Source organism: Streptomyces sp. NPDC001717 (assembly GCF_042892775.1).
Taxonomy (GTDB): domain Bacteria; phylum Actinomycetota; class Actinomycetes; order Streptomycetales; family Streptomycetaceae; genus Streptomyces.
Window position 1 is genome coordinate 117,608 of record NZ_JBIAUK010000015.1, and the last position, 15,659, is coordinate 133,266.

Annotated in this window: 14 protein-coding genes; 10 read left to right on the plus strand and 4 right to left on the minus strand. The window is 72.6% G+C overall.

Translation table 11 applies throughout. The features are described from left to right. The first annotated feature begins 116 nt into the window (after positions 1–116). The 3 genes from ACFYZL_RS23865 (at position 117) to ACFYZL_RS23875 (ending at position 3,127) form a co-directional block, all read left to right on the plus strand. The gene (locus tag ACFYZL_RS23865) at positions 117–1,586 is read left to right on the plus strand and encodes a hemolysin family protein (RefSeq protein ID WP_384746371.1); all 1,470 of its coding nucleotides are present in this window, start codon (positions 117–119) and stop codon (positions 1,584–1,586) included. After that, positions 1,583–2,656, plus strand: coding sequence for a hemolysin family protein (locus ACFYZL_RS23870; protein WP_384746370.1), 1,074 nt, complete (start codon positions 1,583–1,585; stop codon positions 2,654–2,656). Before ACFYZL_RS23865 ends, ACFYZL_RS23870 begins: the two co-directional genes overlap by 4 nt. A gap of 93 nt (positions 2,657–2,749) precedes the next feature. Then, complete coding sequence (locus ACFYZL_RS23875; protein WP_384746369.1) at positions 2,750–3,127, plus strand: hypothetical protein; 378 nt, start codon at positions 2,750–2,752, stop codon at positions 3,125–3,127. A gap of 87 nt (positions 3,128–3,214) precedes the next feature. Here the strand turns inward: ACFYZL_RS23875 and ACFYZL_RS23880 are convergent, their stop codons facing one another. Then, positions 3,215–5,131 carry an AAA family ATPase gene (locus tag ACFYZL_RS23880; RefSeq protein ID WP_388681480.1) on the minus strand — a complete coding sequence of 639 codons (1,917 nt, stop codon included), beginning with the start codon at positions 5,129–5,131 and terminating at the stop codon, positions 3,215–3,217. A gap of 368 nt (positions 5,132–5,499) precedes the next feature. Then, complete coding sequence (locus tag ACFYZL_RS23885) at positions 5,500–6,177, minus strand: uridine kinase (protein WP_388681483.1); 678 nt, start codon at positions 6,175–6,177, stop codon at positions 5,500–5,502. Between the two features lie 120 nt (positions 6,178–6,297). On the opposite strand from ACFYZL_RS23885, the gene ACFYZL_RS23890 reads away from it, so the two are divergent. The 3 genes from ACFYZL_RS23890 (at position 6,298) to ACFYZL_RS23900 (ending at position 8,538) form a co-directional block, all read left to right on the plus strand. Further along, on the plus strand, positions 6,298–7,671 hold the full coding sequence (locus ACFYZL_RS23890) for a peptidase C39 family protein (protein WP_384746366.1): 1,374 nt from the start codon (positions 6,298–6,300) through the stop codon (positions 7,669–7,671). Between the two features lie 84 nt (positions 7,672–7,755). Next, positions 7,756–8,190 (plus strand): SPW repeat protein, encoded by a 435-nt coding sequence (locus ACFYZL_RS23895; protein ID WP_384746365.1) that lies wholly within the window; start codon positions 7,756–7,758, stop codon positions 8,188–8,190. Positions 8,191–8,385: 195 nt separating this feature from the next. Beyond that, positions 8,386–8,538, plus strand: coding sequence for an SCO1431 family membrane protein (locus ACFYZL_RS23900; protein ID WP_384746364.1), 153 nt, complete (start codon positions 8,386–8,388; stop codon positions 8,536–8,538). A gap of 15 nt (positions 8,539–8,553) precedes the next feature. Here the strand turns inward: ACFYZL_RS23900 and ACFYZL_RS23905 are convergent, their stop codons facing one another. Beyond that, complete coding sequence (locus ACFYZL_RS23905; RefSeq protein ID WP_388681486.1) at positions 8,554–9,543, minus strand: DUF6114 domain-containing protein; 990 nt, start codon at positions 9,541–9,543, stop codon at positions 8,554–8,556. Beyond that, positions 9,534–10,178 (minus strand): DUF6230 family protein, encoded by a 645-nt coding sequence (locus ACFYZL_RS23910; protein ID WP_384746397.1) that lies wholly within the window; start codon positions 10,176–10,178, stop codon positions 9,534–9,536. Before ACFYZL_RS23910 ends, ACFYZL_RS23905 begins: the two co-directional genes overlap by 10 nt. Before the next feature lie 88 nt (positions 10,179–10,266). Between ACFYZL_RS23910 and ACFYZL_RS23915 the strand changes: the two genes are divergently transcribed. From ACFYZL_RS23915 to ACFYZL_RS23930, 4 genes are all read left to right on the plus strand, one after another. Then, positions 10,267–10,935: a TetR/AcrR family transcriptional regulator gene (locus ACFYZL_RS23915; RefSeq protein WP_384746362.1), complete on the plus strand. Its 669-nt coding sequence runs from the start codon at positions 10,267–10,269 to the stop codon at positions 10,933–10,935. A 190-nt stretch (positions 10,936–11,125) separates the two neighbouring features. Then, positions 11,126–12,298: an acyl-CoA dehydrogenase family protein gene (locus tag ACFYZL_RS23920; protein WP_384581224.1), complete on the plus strand. Its 1,173-nt coding sequence runs from the start codon at positions 11,126–11,128 to the stop codon at positions 12,296–12,298. 7 nt (positions 12,299–12,305) lie between these two features. Beyond that, positions 12,306–12,704 carry a GNAT family N-acetyltransferase gene (locus tag ACFYZL_RS23925; protein WP_384746361.1) on the plus strand — a complete coding sequence of 133 codons (399 nt, stop codon included), beginning with the start codon at positions 12,306–12,308 and terminating at the stop codon, positions 12,702–12,704. 1,787 nt (positions 12,705–14,491) lie between these two features. After that, positions 14,492–15,625 (plus strand): hypothetical protein, encoded by a 1,134-nt coding sequence (locus tag ACFYZL_RS23930; RefSeq protein ID WP_388681491.1) that lies wholly within the window; start codon positions 14,492–14,494, stop codon positions 15,623–15,625. Positions 15,626–15,659 lie beyond the last annotated feature (34 nt).

Consider the following 15,659-nt stretch of genomic DNA (forward strand, 5'->3'; position numbering starts at 1 on the left):
CACCGGCCCCGGGACCCCGGGCCCGCCGGTCACCTGCGACTTGAGGAGTGACTCCCTCCAGCAATGGACGGATCGTCCGGTAGTACCCGCGCCGCCCTCCCCACGGAGGCGGCGGCATGACCATCCCGCTACTCCTGCTCGTGGCGGCATTCGCCCTGATCCTCGCCAACGGTTTCTTCGTGGCGGCCGAGTTCGGCCTCGTCACCGTCGAGAAGCCCGAGGCCGAGCGCGCCGCAGCCGAAGGCGACCGCCGTGCCCGCACGGTGGTCGAGTCCCTGCGGGAGCTGTCCTTCCAGCTCTCCGGCACCCAGCTCGGCATCACCATCACCTCCCTCGTGGTCGGCATGCTCGCCGAGCCCGCCCTCGCCGCACTGCTGTCGGGGCCGCTCGGAGCGACCGGCCTGCCCAAGGGAGCCGTCTCCGGCGTCGCCGTCGTCATCGGCATGCTGCTCGCCTCCGCCGTCCAGATGGTCGTCGGCGAGCTCGTCCCGAAGAACTGGGCGGTCTCCCGACCGCTCCAGGTCGCACGGTTCGTCGCGGGTCCCCAGAACACCTTCTCCCGCGCCTTCCGGCCGGTCATCGCCGGCCTCAACGCCGTCGCCAACCGGCTCGTACGGGCGCTGGGCGTGGAGCCCGCCGAGGAGATGGCCTCCGCCCGCACCCCGGGCGAACTGGTCTCCCTGGTACGCCATTCGGCCCAGGCCGGCGCCCTCGAACAGGACACCGCCGACCTCTTCGTACGGACCCTGTCGCTGGGCGAGCTCACGGCCCAGCACGTCATGACCCCCCGGGTGAAGGTCAGCGCCCTCCAGCACACCGCCACCGCGGCCGACGTGCTCAACCTGACCCGGGCCACGGGCCTGTCCCGCTTCCCGGTCTACCGCGAGCGCATCGACGAGATCACCGGCGTGGTCCACCTCAAGGACGCCCTCGCCGTGCCCGAGGCCGACCGCGCCCGCACCGTCGTCGCGCGGATCTGTGTCGCCCCGCTCCTGGTACCGGGCTCCCTGCCCGTGCAGCCGCTGCTCGAAAGGCTGCGCAGCGAGCAGCCCATGGCCGTGGTCGTCGACGAGTACGGCGGCACGGCCGGCGTGGTCACCCTGGAGGACATCGTCGAGGAACTCGTCGGAGAGGTCCGCGACGAGCACGACCTCGCCGAGGACGACAGCCCCGAACTGGCCGCCGTACCCGCCGAGGACGGCCGCCCCTCCTGGGAGGCCGACGGCAGCTGCCGGGTCCAGACCCTGCGCCGCATAGGCCTGGAGGTTCCCGAAGGCCCGTACGAGACCGTCGCCGGACTCGTCGCCGACCTCCTCGGCCGGATCCCCGCCCCCGGGGACCGTGCCGAGCTCCCCGGCTGGAAGCTGTCCGTCCGTCAGGTCGGCCGCAACCGCGCCGAACGCGTGCGGATGGTCCGCGTCCTGCCGGCGCCCGCGCCGGCGGGCCAGGCGGGTCGGCCCCACCCGGCCGGATCCGCCCCGGCGGTCCCCGCCGACCGGACCGCGGGAGTCGGGGCCGGGCGCACCGACCTGGCCGCCGCCTACGCGGGCGGTCAGCCCGCCGAGACGGAGGCGGTCGCCCGGTGAACGCGCTCCAGCTCCTCTTCGCGCTGCTCCTGGTGCTCGCCAACGGCTTCTTCGTCGGCGCCGAGTTCGCGCTCGTCTCCGTACGGCGCAGCCAGATCGAGCCCCTCGCGGCCGACTCCAAGCGGGCCCGTCAGGTCCTCCACGGGCTGGAGAACCTGCCCCGCATGATGGCCGCCGCGCAGTTCGGCATCACGGTGTGCTCGCTCACCCTCGGCGCGGTCGCCGAACCCACCGTGGCCCGGCTGCTGGAGCCCGTCTTCCACGCCGTCCACGTCCCGCAGGGCCTGATCCACCCCCTCGGCTACGCGTTCGCGCTCGCCGCGGTGGTCTTCCTGCACCTGGTCATCGGCGAGATGGTGCCGAAGAACCTGGCGATGGCCGCCCCGGAGAAGACCGCGCTCTGGTTCAGCCCGGGTCTGGTCGCCTTCGCGCGGCTCTGCGGCCCGGTCACGACCGCGCTGGGGGCCTGCGCCGCACTCGTCCTGCGGTGGTTCGGCGTCGAGCCGAAGGACGAGGTCGAGGCCGTCTACACCAGCGCCCAGCTCGGCCGGCTCGTCGAGGACTCCCGGCAGGCCGGGCTCCTCGAACCGGGCGAGCAGGAACGCCTGGAGGACGCCCTCGAACTGGGCAGCCGTCAGGTCACCGACGTCCTCCTGCCCCCGGGCAGGCTGGTCACGGTCGGCCCCTCGGCCACCCCGCGCCAGATCGAGCAGCTGACGGTCCGCACCGGCTACTCCCGCTTCCCCGTCCGCGCCGACAGCGGCGCCTTCATGGGCTACCTGCACGTCAAGGACGTACTGGACCTGGAGGAACGGGAACGGGCCGTGCCGCAGCGGGTCTGGCGCAGGATGACCACCCTGTGCTCGACGCTCCCGCTGGACGACGCGCTCAGCGTCATGCGCCGCGACGCCACCCACCTGGCCCAGGTGGCCGACCCGTCCGGTCGGGTCCTCGGCCTGGTCGCCCTGGAGGACGTCCTGGAGATGCTGGTGGGCGAGGTCCGCGACCCGGCCCACCGCGTTCCGGCCGGCCGCCCGGGACTCCGCCCGGAGGGGGCGCTGACCGGCTGACGCCCTGCCCGAACCCGCCGTCCCCCCAGTGGGGCCGGCGGGTTCGGCGTACGGGTGCCGGGGTACGGACCGTACGGGGGAGGGGGTGGTCGGATGTCCGCCGAGCACGGCGAGACGGCCGCGAGGATGGTGGCCCTGCTGAGCGAGGACCCGGAGGTGGCCTCCCCGGTGGCCCGCCGGCTCCGCGCGCTGCTGCACGACCGGCTTGCGGAACAGGGCCTGGCCTTCCTGGCCGCCTTCGATCGCGATCCCTCCGAACCGGAAGCGGCCGACCGGCTCACGGCGGCGCTCCTCAATCTGACCGAGGCGGATCCGGCGTTCGCGGCAGAGGCCGACGCCCTGCTGCGGGGCCGCCTGGACAGCCAGGAGAACGAGGCGTGGGTCCTCTGGATCGCGATCCCCCTGGCCGTCCTCTGGCTGGTCATCAGCGCCATCGCGGCGTTCTCCGGAGAACCCCCGGAGATACCGTAGGGCTGCCGATCCCGGCCCCGCCGGCGCCCGGGGCGCGGGGTCCGGGCGGAGCCCCGGGAGCCCCGCGCGGCGGCACGCCCCCGCCCGCTACAGCGCCTCCGGCCGCTCCTGCGGCCCCCGCCCCGACAGCACCTCCCCGTACGCCTGCATCAGGTCCGGCAGCCGCAGCGTCGCCAGGTCGTCCCGCGACGGCTCCCCCGAGAAGCCCGCCAGCCGCAGGTCACGGTAGGCGCAGCTCTTCTCGTACAGCGTCCGCAGGAACCGCCCGTTGCCGAGCTCGTCGATCCACCCCTGCTCCACCACGTGCCCGCTGATGCTGCGCAGTTCCTCCAGCGCCTCCTCGTCCCAGCGGTCCCCGTTCGCCTCCGCCAGCACCCCGCCGATCGCGGTCAGCTCCAGCGGCCGGTAGCTCGGGAAGTCCACCCGCGTCGTGAACCGCGAGGACAGCCCCGGATTGGCGGCGAGCAGCCGGTCCATCCCGGCCGGATAGCCCGCCAGGATCACCACCAGGTGGTCCCGGTTGTCCTCGGCCCGCTTCAGCAGCACCTGGAGGGCCTCGTCGCCGTACGCGTCGCCCTTGCTGTAGCCCGAGTTGGACAGCGAGTACGCCTCGTCCACGAACAGCACCCCGCCGATCGCCGAGTCGATCAGCTCGTTCGCCTTCACGGCCGTCTGCCCGAGGAACTCGCCCACCAGGTCGGCCCGTTGCGCCTCCACCAGATGGTCGCCGCCCAGCAGCCCCAGCGCGTAGAAGACCCGGCCCAGGATCCGGGCCACCGTGGTCTTGCCCGTGCCCGAGGGGCCCGAGAAGACGAAGTGCCGCTTCGGCGGCTGCACCGGCAGTCCCTGGCCCGCCCGCAGCCGCGCCATGTGCAACTGCGCCGAGAGCGCCTTCACCTGACGCTTCACCGGCTCCAGGCCCACCATCCGCTCCAGCTCCGCCAGAGCCTGCGCGAGTGCCTCCGGGTCGGCCGGACCGGCCGGAAGCCCCCCGGGCGCGCCCTGCGCGGGGACCGGCACCTTGCGCCGGGTACCCTCCACCCGGCTCCCGGGCGGCGCCGGCGGAACCAGCGGGTCCGGGCCGGCGGCCTGCCCGTCTGGAGCGACGTCCTGGACGGGCCCCCCGCCCAGAGCCACCTTCGCGTAGCCTCCGCCCGCCGGGGACGGGCCGTGCCCGCCGGAGCCGCCGTACGCGGCGTACCCGGCCGTGCCCGCCAGATCGGCCATGCCGTCGGTGTCGTCGCCGTCCTCGATCGCCGTCAGCCGGGCCGCGGTGTCCATGAAGGCGGGATCCACCCGGTGCACGGCCCGGTACAGCGGCAGCGCGGCCGCGCTGCGCCCGGTGCCCTCGTGCGCCCGCGCCAGCCAGTACCGCAGCTCCTTGCGCTGAGGCTGCTCGCTGCGACAGCGCATCAGCGCCGCCGACAGCAGCGGCTCCGCCTGCCCGTACATCTCCAGCCGGACCCGCGCCATCCCGCCGAACAGCCCCGCCTCGATGCCGAGCAGCGGATCGTCCACCAGCGGCTCGGTGTTGCGTACCAGCAGCTCCCAGTCCTTGACCAGGTACGCCCGGCACGCGTGCAGGAAGCGCACCTGCGGATCGGTGTCCACCGGGGGCAGTGCGGCCAGCGCCTGGTCGAGTTCGGGGACGTGCCGGCCGTCCAGCCAGTGCGAGGCGTGGGCCAGCAGCAGGTCCCGCCGGCTCTCCAGCACCGGCTGCACCCACCAGCCCAGCCAGTACCAGGAGTTCAGCGTCCGCCGGTGGCGGGCCCGCTGCTCGCCGAAGCGGTCCCGGTGCGCGTACATGCGCAATAACGCGTTCGTGGTGTCGACCCTCAGTGCGTGCAACCCCAGCCAGGCGTCGGCCATCGTGGGATCGAGCCGTACGGCCGTCCGGAACTCCTCCTCGGCCTGCGGATAGGCGCCCATGGTGCAGGCGTCGACCCCGCGCAGCCAGGCGAGTTCGGCCGGGGCGTGCGCGCTGCCCGGCGTGCCGAAATCCATCACGTCCCCCACAAGCCTGTCCTCGTGGTGCGCGGCAACCCCCGCTTCGAGCGCGCGAGTTGTGCCGGTGCCCCGACTGGCGTCGCTGAAATCAGGGCTGCATCGTACCTGCGGTTTCGCACCTTACGTAGGGTGCGACGGGCCCGGGTCGTGTGTGCGCCCCCGGTGGGCCCGGTGACTCAGGGTGAAGGAGCTGTGTCGATGCGTCCCGGCCGGAGGCAGAACGAAGCCCCCGATCACGGGGGAACGATCGGGGGCTTCGTGTCCGCGTCGGCCGGTGAAGGCCTCGCATTGAGAACGTAAGGCCGTCGCGGGCCCCAGGTCAAGCAGGTCGCAAGAGGCCCGCCGGAGCCTATTTCCAGGGCCGCTCAGGCCCGGGGGAGTCCGTCACCTTCGGTGACGAAAGCGGCCGTTCGCGGGGTCGCAGGGGTCCCGGAAGACCACTCGTATCCCGTACCGCTCTGGCGTACCAGGGTGTCGGCGAAGGGGCGCGAAGGGTCGTCCGAGAAGTGCGCGAGCTCGGCGCGCTCCCATCGGTCCCAGAAATCGGAGAGTTCACGCCCGTCCCTGTCCCGCCCACGCCCCCAGGACGTCGCACGCGGGGTCTCCATCCACAGCAGCCGCGCCAGATGCGGGCGCAGCACCCGCCGGCCGGCCCCGACCCCCTCGACCACGAGCACCGGCACGGGCTCCAGCACCCGCTGCGGCCCGAAGCGGCGCTCCACCCAGTCGTACGGAGCCCAGTGCGCGGGCCGGCCCGCGGCCAGCGGCTCCAGCACCTGGGCCCGCAGCCGCTCCTGCCAGCCGAAGAGCTCCTCGTGCGTGGCCACGTCGTCCAGGTGCAGTACGGGAGCCCCCAGCGCCTCCGCGAGCAGTCCCGCGAAGGTGCTCTTGCCGGAACCGGCGTGCCCGTCGATCCCGATCAGCCGCACGGGGCCGAGGGAGGGCGGCAGCGCGGCGAGCTCCCGCGCGAGCGGTTCGAGTGATTCGAGCGGTTCGAGCGGCCGGTGGGACCGGTGCGACGGTTCTGACGGGTGCGACTCCACCCGACCAGCCTAGGTGCCGACCCGGGACCGCCGACACGGCCCGCCGCTTCGGCCCGTCGGCGCCGGGAACTGGAAGGGTGAAGCCCAGCCACGCACCGACCACCCCAGGGGGAGCCCGCGATGCCCGCATCCACACCGCGCAGGGCCGTACTCGTCGCCGCACTCGCGGTCGCCACCGCGGCCACCGCCGCCACCGTCCCCGGCGGCAGCGCCGAGGCCGCGGCGGCCCCTTCGGCCCCACCCGCCCCGCAGGCCTCGGGCCGTACCGTCGACAACCGCTTCTGGTACTCGTACGCGCACTGGCTGTCCGGGACCCACCAGGGCACCACCGCCGTCGGCGGAGCCCGGCCCGGACTGGAGATCGCGACGCCCGTCGGCCGCACCGAGTACGCCGACCCGCACACCGGCAAGAAGAGCACCTGGGAGTACGCCGCCTGGACCTCGCCCGTGCACCGCTCCGCCGTGCCCGCCACCGAGGCCATCGCCTCCTGGAACGCCCGCACCCCCGCGGGCACCTGGATCCAGGCCGAGCTGCGCGGCACCTACGGCGACGGCAGGTCCACCCCCTGGTACGTCATGGCCCGCTGGGCCTCCGGAGACCGCGACATCCGCCGCACCTCCGTCGACGGCCAGACCGACGGCCGCTCCACCGTCTGGACCGACACCCTGGCCGTGGACGCCCCCGCGAGCGGCCTGCGCATCACCGACTGGCGGCTGCGCCTGACCCTGTACCGCAAGCCCGGCGCCGACCGGGGGCCGACGGTGTGGCTCGCCGGAGCGATGCTCTCCGACGTACCGGACCGCTTCACCGTCCCCGCCTCCACCCCGTCGGGGAAGGGCCACGAGCTGAAGGTCCCGCGCTACTCGCAGGAGATCCACGCCGGTCAGTACCCCGAGTACGACAACGGCGGCGAGGCCTGGTGCAGCCCCACCTCCTCCCAGATGATCATCGAGTACTGGGGCGGCAAGGCCGGCGCCACCGCCCTGAGCTGGGTCAACCCGAAGTACGCCGACCCGCAGGTCTGCCACGCCGCCCGCTCCACCTACGACGCCGCCTACAAGGGGTGCGGGAACTGGCCCTTCAACGCGGCCTACGCGGCCACCTACCGAGGCCTCGCCGGCGTCGTCACCCGCCTGAGCTCCCTGACCGAGCTGGAAACCCTCGTCCGGGCCGGCATTCCGGTCATCACCTCCCAGTCGTTCACCGCCGACGAGCTCACGGGCGCCGGCTACGGCACCGCGGGGCACCTGATGACCGTCATCGGCTTCACCGCCGCCGGGGACGTGATCGCCAACGACCCCAACTCGCGCGACAACGCCTCCGTCCGCCGCGTCTACAAGCGCCGCCAGTTCGAGAACATCTGGCTGCGCACCAAGCGGCTGGGCGCCACCGGCAAGGTCGCCTCGGGCAGCGGGGGCGTCTGCTACCTCTACGCCCCGGCCGCCCCGGACGCGGCGCGGCTGGGGGCCCTGCGGGCGGTCGGAGTGCTGTGAGTTCCCCCGTTTGAGCAGGTCGCACAAGCGGAACATAATGGAGTAAATGGCACATAAAGGCTTCTCAATAGGAGGCGGCCGGCCATGACCACCCATCCGAGCATCGAACACCACCCCGACCTCGCCGAGATGCGCTCTCGGTTCGAGCGGGTGACCAGCACCCCCGCGGCGCAGGCCGTCGAGGCGCTCGCCCTGATCACGGGCCTGTACCTGGCCGCGTCGCCGTGGATCGCCGGGTTCAGCATCCTGACCCCGCTGGCCGTCAACAACCTGATCGCCGGCCTGGCCTTCTGCCTGTGCATGGGCGGTCTGGGCTCCGCGTACGAGCGCACCCACGCGATGGCGTGGACGGCGGTCGCGATCGGAGCGTGGACGATCATCGCCCCATGGGCCGTCGCCGGGCCGATGGACTTCACCCGCACGATCGTCAACAACGTGATCACCGGCGGCGTCGCCCTGTGCCTCGGCCTCGCCATGGCCGGCATGGCCGGTCGCAACGAGACCCGCACCCGCGGCTGACCGCGACACCGGAGGAACGGGAAGAGGAACAGGAAGGCGACCCACGCCGGACCGAAGGACGCGCCGGGCCCCGACCGAACAGGCCGGGGCCCGGTGGCACGTCTCCCCTCCGGCCGCGCGAGCCCCGTGTGACCTGCGCCTCCAGTGACCATCGTCTCTACCGCGAAAGCCGCGAACGCCGGCACATTGGACGGCATGACCACAGAAGCCGCCCCCCTCACCGCCCGCGCCCGGAGCCTCGTCCGCACCGGAGGCCCCAAGGACGGACCCGCCTGGCTGGAGCACGTCCTCGGCTGGACCCTCGTGGTCGTCGTCGCCATGTTCGTCACCCAGGTCGGCTGGCTGTAACCACCCGCACCGGGTTCACGAGGCGTCCAACCGGAGCCCGTCGGTGACGATCACGTCCGAGGTGACCAGAGCCTGCTCGGCCGTCACCTGGGTCATGAAGACGAACGGCGGGATCACCGGCGGCGCCGGCAGCCCCCGGGGGCTGAAGGTGACGCACAGCAGCCCCTCGATGCAGCCGCTGAACTTCGTCAGGTACAGGGTCACGTTGCCCCGCAGGTCGAGGGAGTCGGCCGCCAGCCCGTACTCCTCCCCGCCGTCGCGGGCGCGCAGCCGGTAGTCCCGCAGCGAGGCCGCGCGCATCCGCAGCACCAGCACCTCGAGCGGCCCGTCCACCGTGGGCACCTCGGTGACCCCCGCCAGCGTGAAGCCCTGCGGCGCGAACCGCGAGGTCGTCACCGTCGGGGGAGTCCGCGCGGCCCGTGGAACCTCTCCCGCCGCGGCGGCCTTCGCCTGCGGGGCGCCCGTGGCCAGGGCCGCGAGCAGCACCACGGGCAGGGCGGCGGCCAACGTCCGCGGCCCGCTGCCGGCCGGCCCGGGGGCGTGCGCACCTTCCTCGTCCGCCCCTTCCTCGTCCGTCCCCTCCTCGTCGGCCCTCTCGTCCGCCTCCTCGTCGGGCCGCGGCGTCCAGCCGAACGCCAGTGCGCTCCCCGCGATGCCGAGCAGCATCCCTACCAGGAACCCGCCCAGGTTCGTGGCGACGAACGACAGCACCGACAGCAACAGGGCGTGCAGGGAGACGTACGCCCGCGCCCCCGGCAGGAACCACAGGAACAGCGCCGCCAGGATCAGCGCGACGCCGATCCCGATGGCCGCGATCCCGCCCAGCCCCAGGCTGACCAGCACCGTCAGCGGGGAGAGCGGGACCAGCAGCAGCTCGGTCCCACCCAGCAGCACCAGCAGCCCGCCCCAGAACGGCCGGGTCCGGCGCCAGGTGCGCAGCCGCCGGCGCTGCTCCGGCAGCGGCAGCAGCCGGGCCGGCCACCCGCGCGGCGGGCTCAGAAGCACTTCTTGCCGTCCAGGCCGACGCTCAGGCTCAGGCCCTTGAGCCTGAAGTTCCCGCCGGTCGCCGACCAGGCGTGCGACTTCACGCCCACGACCTCGATGTTCCCGGCCTGCAGGCCGAACTTCCCCGCGGGCCCCCGGACCCCGTCGACCTGGTCGAGGGTCGAGGCGTCCCGGCCGATCTCCGCCGTACCGAAGGTGGCGTCGCCGTTCAGGTCCTCGCCGTCGATCACCAGGCTGGTCGCAGTGACGTCCCCGGCCGGGCCGCCCGCCGTCAGTCTGAAGACCACCTTGCCGACGGGGGTGTCGACCTCGGCGGACTGACAGATGTCGGAGAGCGTGGCCTCGCCGATGCCGAGCAGCGCCACCGGATGCCCCTTGCCGTCGACGGAACGGTCCGTCTGCACGTAGGAGGCCAGGCCCTTGCTGCTGAGTTTCGACGAGGCGACCTGGAAACTCGTCCCCGAGACGGCGAAGGAGGCGGCGAGCGCGCCCTGCGCCATGATCATGCCCATCACGCCCACGGCCGCGACTGCGGGCACGGCGACGAGCGCCGACTTCTTCCAGTGGACCCGGCCCTCGCGGAGCGCTCTTCCGCCCGCGCCTTTGCCCTTGCCGCCCTTGCCGCCCTTGCTCATGATCGTTCCTCCCGTACGTCGTCCGGTGCGCAGGGGAAGTGCTGCCATACTTCAGGCATCTTGTGGCAGTTCGAGGCTAGGGCTGAATTTGAATAATAGTCAACAGCGCGGAACGACCGAGCGATCGCAGGTACGCAGGGCCGAACTCATGGCCATCGGGCGGAAGTTGTTTGCCGGCACCTCGTACGACGCGCTCTCCATGGACGACATCGCCAAGCACGCGGGCGTCGCCAAGGGGCTGATCTACTACTACTTCAAGAGCAAGCGCGGCTACTACCTGGCCATCGTCGAGGACTCCGTCGCCGAACTGGTCGCCCGCGCGAGCGGCGAGACCGACCTGCCCAACGCCGAACGCGTCCGCCGCACCATCGACGGCTACCTGCACTACGCCGAACACCACCACGCCGCCTACCGCACCATCGTCACCGGCGGCGTCGGCTCCGACGCCGAGGTCCTCGCCATCCGCGACGCCGTCCGCGAGGAACTCGTCGCCACCATCGCCGAAGGCGCCTACGGGCACCGCACGCTCCCGCCGATCGCCCGGCTCGCCCTCGTCGGCTGGCTCTCCGGCGTCGAGGGCATCACCCTGGAATGGATCGGCGGGCCGGGCGTCGGCACGCCGTCGACCGACGCCCCCGCACGGCCCGGCAGGGACGAGCTCGGAGCGCTGCTGGCGCGCCAGCTGCGCGCGACGCTGACGGTGATCGAGGAGTTCGTCCCGGAGTGTCCGGCACCTCCCGCCCCCGACGTGCCGTGAGCGCAGCCCGGTGATCTTGCCCCGGTGACGGGAAGCCCCTGATCGGGCATACTCAAGCCGCCACAGCCGCTGAACAGCCCATTCCGTGATCCGGGACGGGCGGCACCGGCTGTAAGAGCACCGAGACCCGGTGGCGCGCACCACACCCAGCGCGTCGCCGCCGTGCCCGACGAGGGAGGAGAGCGCCGCCATGACCGACCGCGCCCCGCAGCCGGTGGACCGTCAGCTGCCCACTGAGGAGTCCCGGGACCTCCTCGCGCTCGTACGAGAGATCGCGCAGCGGGAGATCCGTCCCAAGGCCGCCGAGGAGGAGGACTCCGGGCGGTTCCCGCGGGAGGTCTTCACCCTCCTGTCCGACGCGGGCCTGCTCGGCCTCCCGTACGCCGGTGAGTACGGCGGCGGCGAGCAGCCGTACGAGGTCTACCTCCAGGTGCTGGAGGAGCTGGCCGCGGCCCGCCTGACCGTCGGCCTCGGCGTCAGCGTGCACTCCCTGGCCTGCCACGGCCTCGCCGGCTACGGCACCAAGGAGCAGCAGGGCGCCCACCTGCCCGCGATGCTCGGCGGCGGCCTGCTCGGCGCCTACTGCCTCTCCGAGCCCGCCGCGGGCTCCGACGCCGCCTCGCTGAGCACCAAGGCGGTGCGCGACGGCGACGACTGGATCATCACCGGCACCAAGGCCTGGATCACCCACGGCGGCGTCGCCGACTTCTACACCGTCCTCGCCCGCACCGGCGTCGAGGGCCCCAAGGGCATCACCGCCTTCCTGGTGCCGGGCGACGCGGAGGGCCTGACGGCCGCCGTCCCCGAGAAGAAGATGGGCATGAAGGGCTCGCCCACCGCCCAGCTGCACTTCGACGGCGTACGGGTCCCGGACGCGCGCCGCATCGGCGAGGAGGGGCAGGGCTTCTCCATCGCCCTGGCCGCCCTGGACGCCGGCCGCCTCGGCATCGCGGCCTGCGCCATAGGCGTCGCCCAGGCGGCGCTCGACGAGGCCCTGACGTACGCCCTCGACCGCAAGCAGTTCGGGCACCCGATCGCGGACTTCCAGGGGCTGCGCTTCATGCTGGCCGACATGGCCACCAAGATCGAGGCGGGCCGGGCCCTCTACCTCGCGGCGGCACGCCTGCGCGACGCGGGCAAGCCGTTCTCCCGGCAGGCGGCGATGGCCAAGCTGTTCTGCACCGACGCCGCGATGGCCGTCACCACGGACGCGGTCCAGATCCTGGGCGGCTACGGCTACACGGCGGACTTCCCCGTCGAGCGGCTGATGCGCGAGGCGAAGGTGCTCCAGATCGTGGAGGGCACGAACCAGATCCAGCGCATGGTCATCGCCCGCCACCTGGCGGGCCCGGAGACCCGGTAGCCGAGCGGTGGGGGACCTCGCGGCGACCGAGCTCGCGGTACGGCCGGCGCTCGCCGACGCCGAGCTGAACGCCCTGTTCGCCGCGGCGTGGCCGGGGCACGGGGAGGTCTCCTTCGCCCCGGTCCTGGAGCGCAGTCTGGCCTGGGTCACCGCCCGCCGTGAGGGCCGTCTCGTGGGATACGTCAACGTGGCCTGGGACGGCGGCGTGCACGCCTTCGTCCTGGACACCACCGTGCATCCGGACGAGCGGCGCCGCGGACTCGGGGTGCGGCTCGTGCGGGCCGCGGCCGAGGCGGCGCGGGAGCGCGGGGCGCAGTGGCTGCACGTGGACTTCGAGCCCCACCTGGAGCCCTTCTACGAGCAGTGCGGCTTCCGCCCGACGGCGGCCGGGCTGCTCGCGCTCTGAGCCGGCCGTCGGGCCGGATCGCTCAGCCGCCGAAGAGCGGGCCGTTCGGCCAGATGGGCGCGGACGCGACGCGCGACCACTCGGGATCCCGCCGCCCGGGCACGGTCCGTCCGTCCGCCGTCCAGCGGGCGACGAGAGCGCTGTAGATGGGCGGATCGGGGTGGCGCTGGCGGGGCCCGAGCTGAACCGATTCTTCGTAACCGGGCGGTGTCGGCCGCCGACGGCGTCCCGCCCGGGGCATGGAAGTCTCAACCGTGGTCATGCCCGGGCAACGCGACACCGCGCCCACGGGTAATCCCCTCCAAGCCCCGGGTATCCGTTCGAGGCGTCCCCGGAACGCCGCGCGAGGGCGGACCTGCCGCCTCCTCGGGGGCGTTGCAAATGGTCGGGCGCGGGCGGGCGGGGGTGGGGCGATTTCGGTGCCCCGGTCGGTCGGGGCCGGGAAGGGTTGGGGCTTTCCCGTCGGTCCCATAGTCCTTCCGCGTCGGGCCGCCCTGTCAAGGGCGCTCCTCCTTCGTCGTCGCGTCGCTGCGCGATCGCCTGCGGCGACCCTTGACAGACCGACCCGCCACGGAAAGACAAGGACCAACGGGAAACCCCCAAAAGAACGGGCCGGGAGGAACAGCAACAACCAGCCGGGACGGGGATGTCCGACCCGGCTCCGCGCCGGCAGGCTCCCAAATGTCGACCACAAGAGCCCCAGCCGCAGGAAGGGCGCCCCAGATCGCTACGCGCTCCTCATTTCTCAGCTTCTGCGGTCCGTCTGGGGCTGATCTCGCCCCAGATCGCTACGCGCTCCGCGTTGACGGCGTCCGACGGCTGCTTGGGGCTGGACATAGGCCGCCCAAGGCCTCGATTCCTCTTCCATGACCGCGTCCGACGGTCGTCGAGGGGGAAGACGGAGCCAAACAGCGACTATTTCAACCTGTAGTGCAGTCAGGGCAGGCGAGCAGCCAAAACGCTTGAGGTTATGCCCTAATTCATGCGATATGGGTGTGGGTTTTTGGTGTCCATCGTGCTCTCCCGCGGGTACCCGTCGGCTGGGGCGGATATCTGGTGCGAATTCGGGTCTATCAGCCTCAGACGGGGGTTGGTCGCGGTCGTCGGGAAGCGCGTAGCGATCGTGGGCGGCTTATGTCCAGCCCAAAGCGACCGCCGGCGCCGTCAAAGAGAAGCGCGTAGCGATCTGACGCGTGACCAGCCCCAGACGGACCGCAGACGCCGAGAAATGAGGAGCGCGTAGCGATGTGACGCGCCCTTCCCCCCGCCGAGCCTCTTGTGGTCGACATGTGGGGGAGTGGGCCGCTGGGCCGGAGCCGGGTCGGACATTTCTGCTCCGCCCGGTCGTTTCCGTTCCTCCCGGCCCGTTCTTTTGGGGGTTTCCCGTTGGTCCTTGTCTTTCCGTGGCGGGTCGGTCTGTCAAGGGTCGCCGAAGGCGATCGCGCAGCGACGCGACCGCAGGGAGCGCCCTTGACGGGGCGGCCCGACGCGGAAGGACAGTGGGACCGACGGGAAACCCCCAAGACTTCTCTGGCTGCCGATCGACCGGGGCGCCGACCACCCCCACCCCCGATCCCGGCTTCGTGCGGCCCCTCGACCCCTCGGGGTTCCCCCCACGGCGTGCAGTGCCGACATGTCAGAGCGTGCCAGAAGGCTGGCCCACATCCCACTTTCTGACGTACCGTCATATCCGCTTGAGTCGCACTCCACTGCACCCGCACTCCACTGCACCCGCACTCCACCGTGCCCCCACCCCGCAAGTCCCCACCCCGCCCAGGAGGTTCGCCATGCCCGCCGACCGGCCCATCGGACTGGACGAGTACCCGATCCACCAGGCCCCGCTGTCGATGAAGCACGTCGTCAGCGGCGACCGGAACGCCTACGACCGCTGCATCTTCCACGTCTTCGACCACGCCGGCCGTGCCGTTCTGATCCTCGGCCTCGGGGTGTACCCCAACACCGGCGTCATCGACGCCTACGCCACCCTCCGCATCGGCGACGAACTGCTCGCCGTCCGGGCCTCCGACGCGCTCACCGACGATCGGATGAACCTCGCCGTCGGCCCCCTCTCCATCACGGTCGACGTCCCGCTCAAGCAGCTCACGCTGCGCTGCGCCGCCGATCCGGACGACCCGGACGGGCTCTCGTACGACCTCACCTGGACCGCCGAGTTCCCCGCCGTCTGGGAGCCCCACCACACGCAGCGGCGCGGCGGCCGGCTCATCCTCGAAGGCCGCCGGTTCGTCCAGGCCGGCAATGTCACCGGCACCATCCGTGCCAAGGGCGAGGAGTTCACCGTCACCCCCGGGGAGTGGACCGGTACGCGGGACCGGAGTTGGGGCGTGCGCCCGATACCCGGAGAGGAGGGCGGGCGCGCCGCCGAGGAGTACAGGCCCGAGGGCTTCCACTGGCTCTGGATCCCGGTCCGCTTCGAGGACCGCTTCGTCATGGTCATCGCCCAGGAGGACGCCGACGGATACCGGGCGCTGAACGAAGCCGTACTGGTCTTCCCCGAGGACAGCGGCCGTCACGACGTCCAACTCGGCTGGCCGCAGACCGAGATACGTTACCGCCCCGGCAGCCGGCACCCCGAGAGCGCGGTGGTCCACCTCACCGATCCGGCCCGCAAGCCGCTCGAACTCGGCGTGGAGATCCTCAACTCCTCCCCGCTCGCCGTCGGCGCGGGCTATCCGCCCGCCGGGGACTGGCAGCACGGCAGCTGGCAGGGCCGGGGCTGGACCGACCGCCGCGTCTACGACCTCTCCGACCCGAGCGCGCACCCGATGGCCGCCTTCGGGGTCACCGACCACTCGGCGCGCTTCGTCCTGGACGGACAGGTCGGGTACGGCATCTTCGAGCACGGCAGCTTCGGGCGCCACGACCCGAGCGGCTTCGCCGACTACTCGTCCGTCGCCCAGTAGGAGCAGGGACCGAAGCAGGGTCGGAAGCACGATC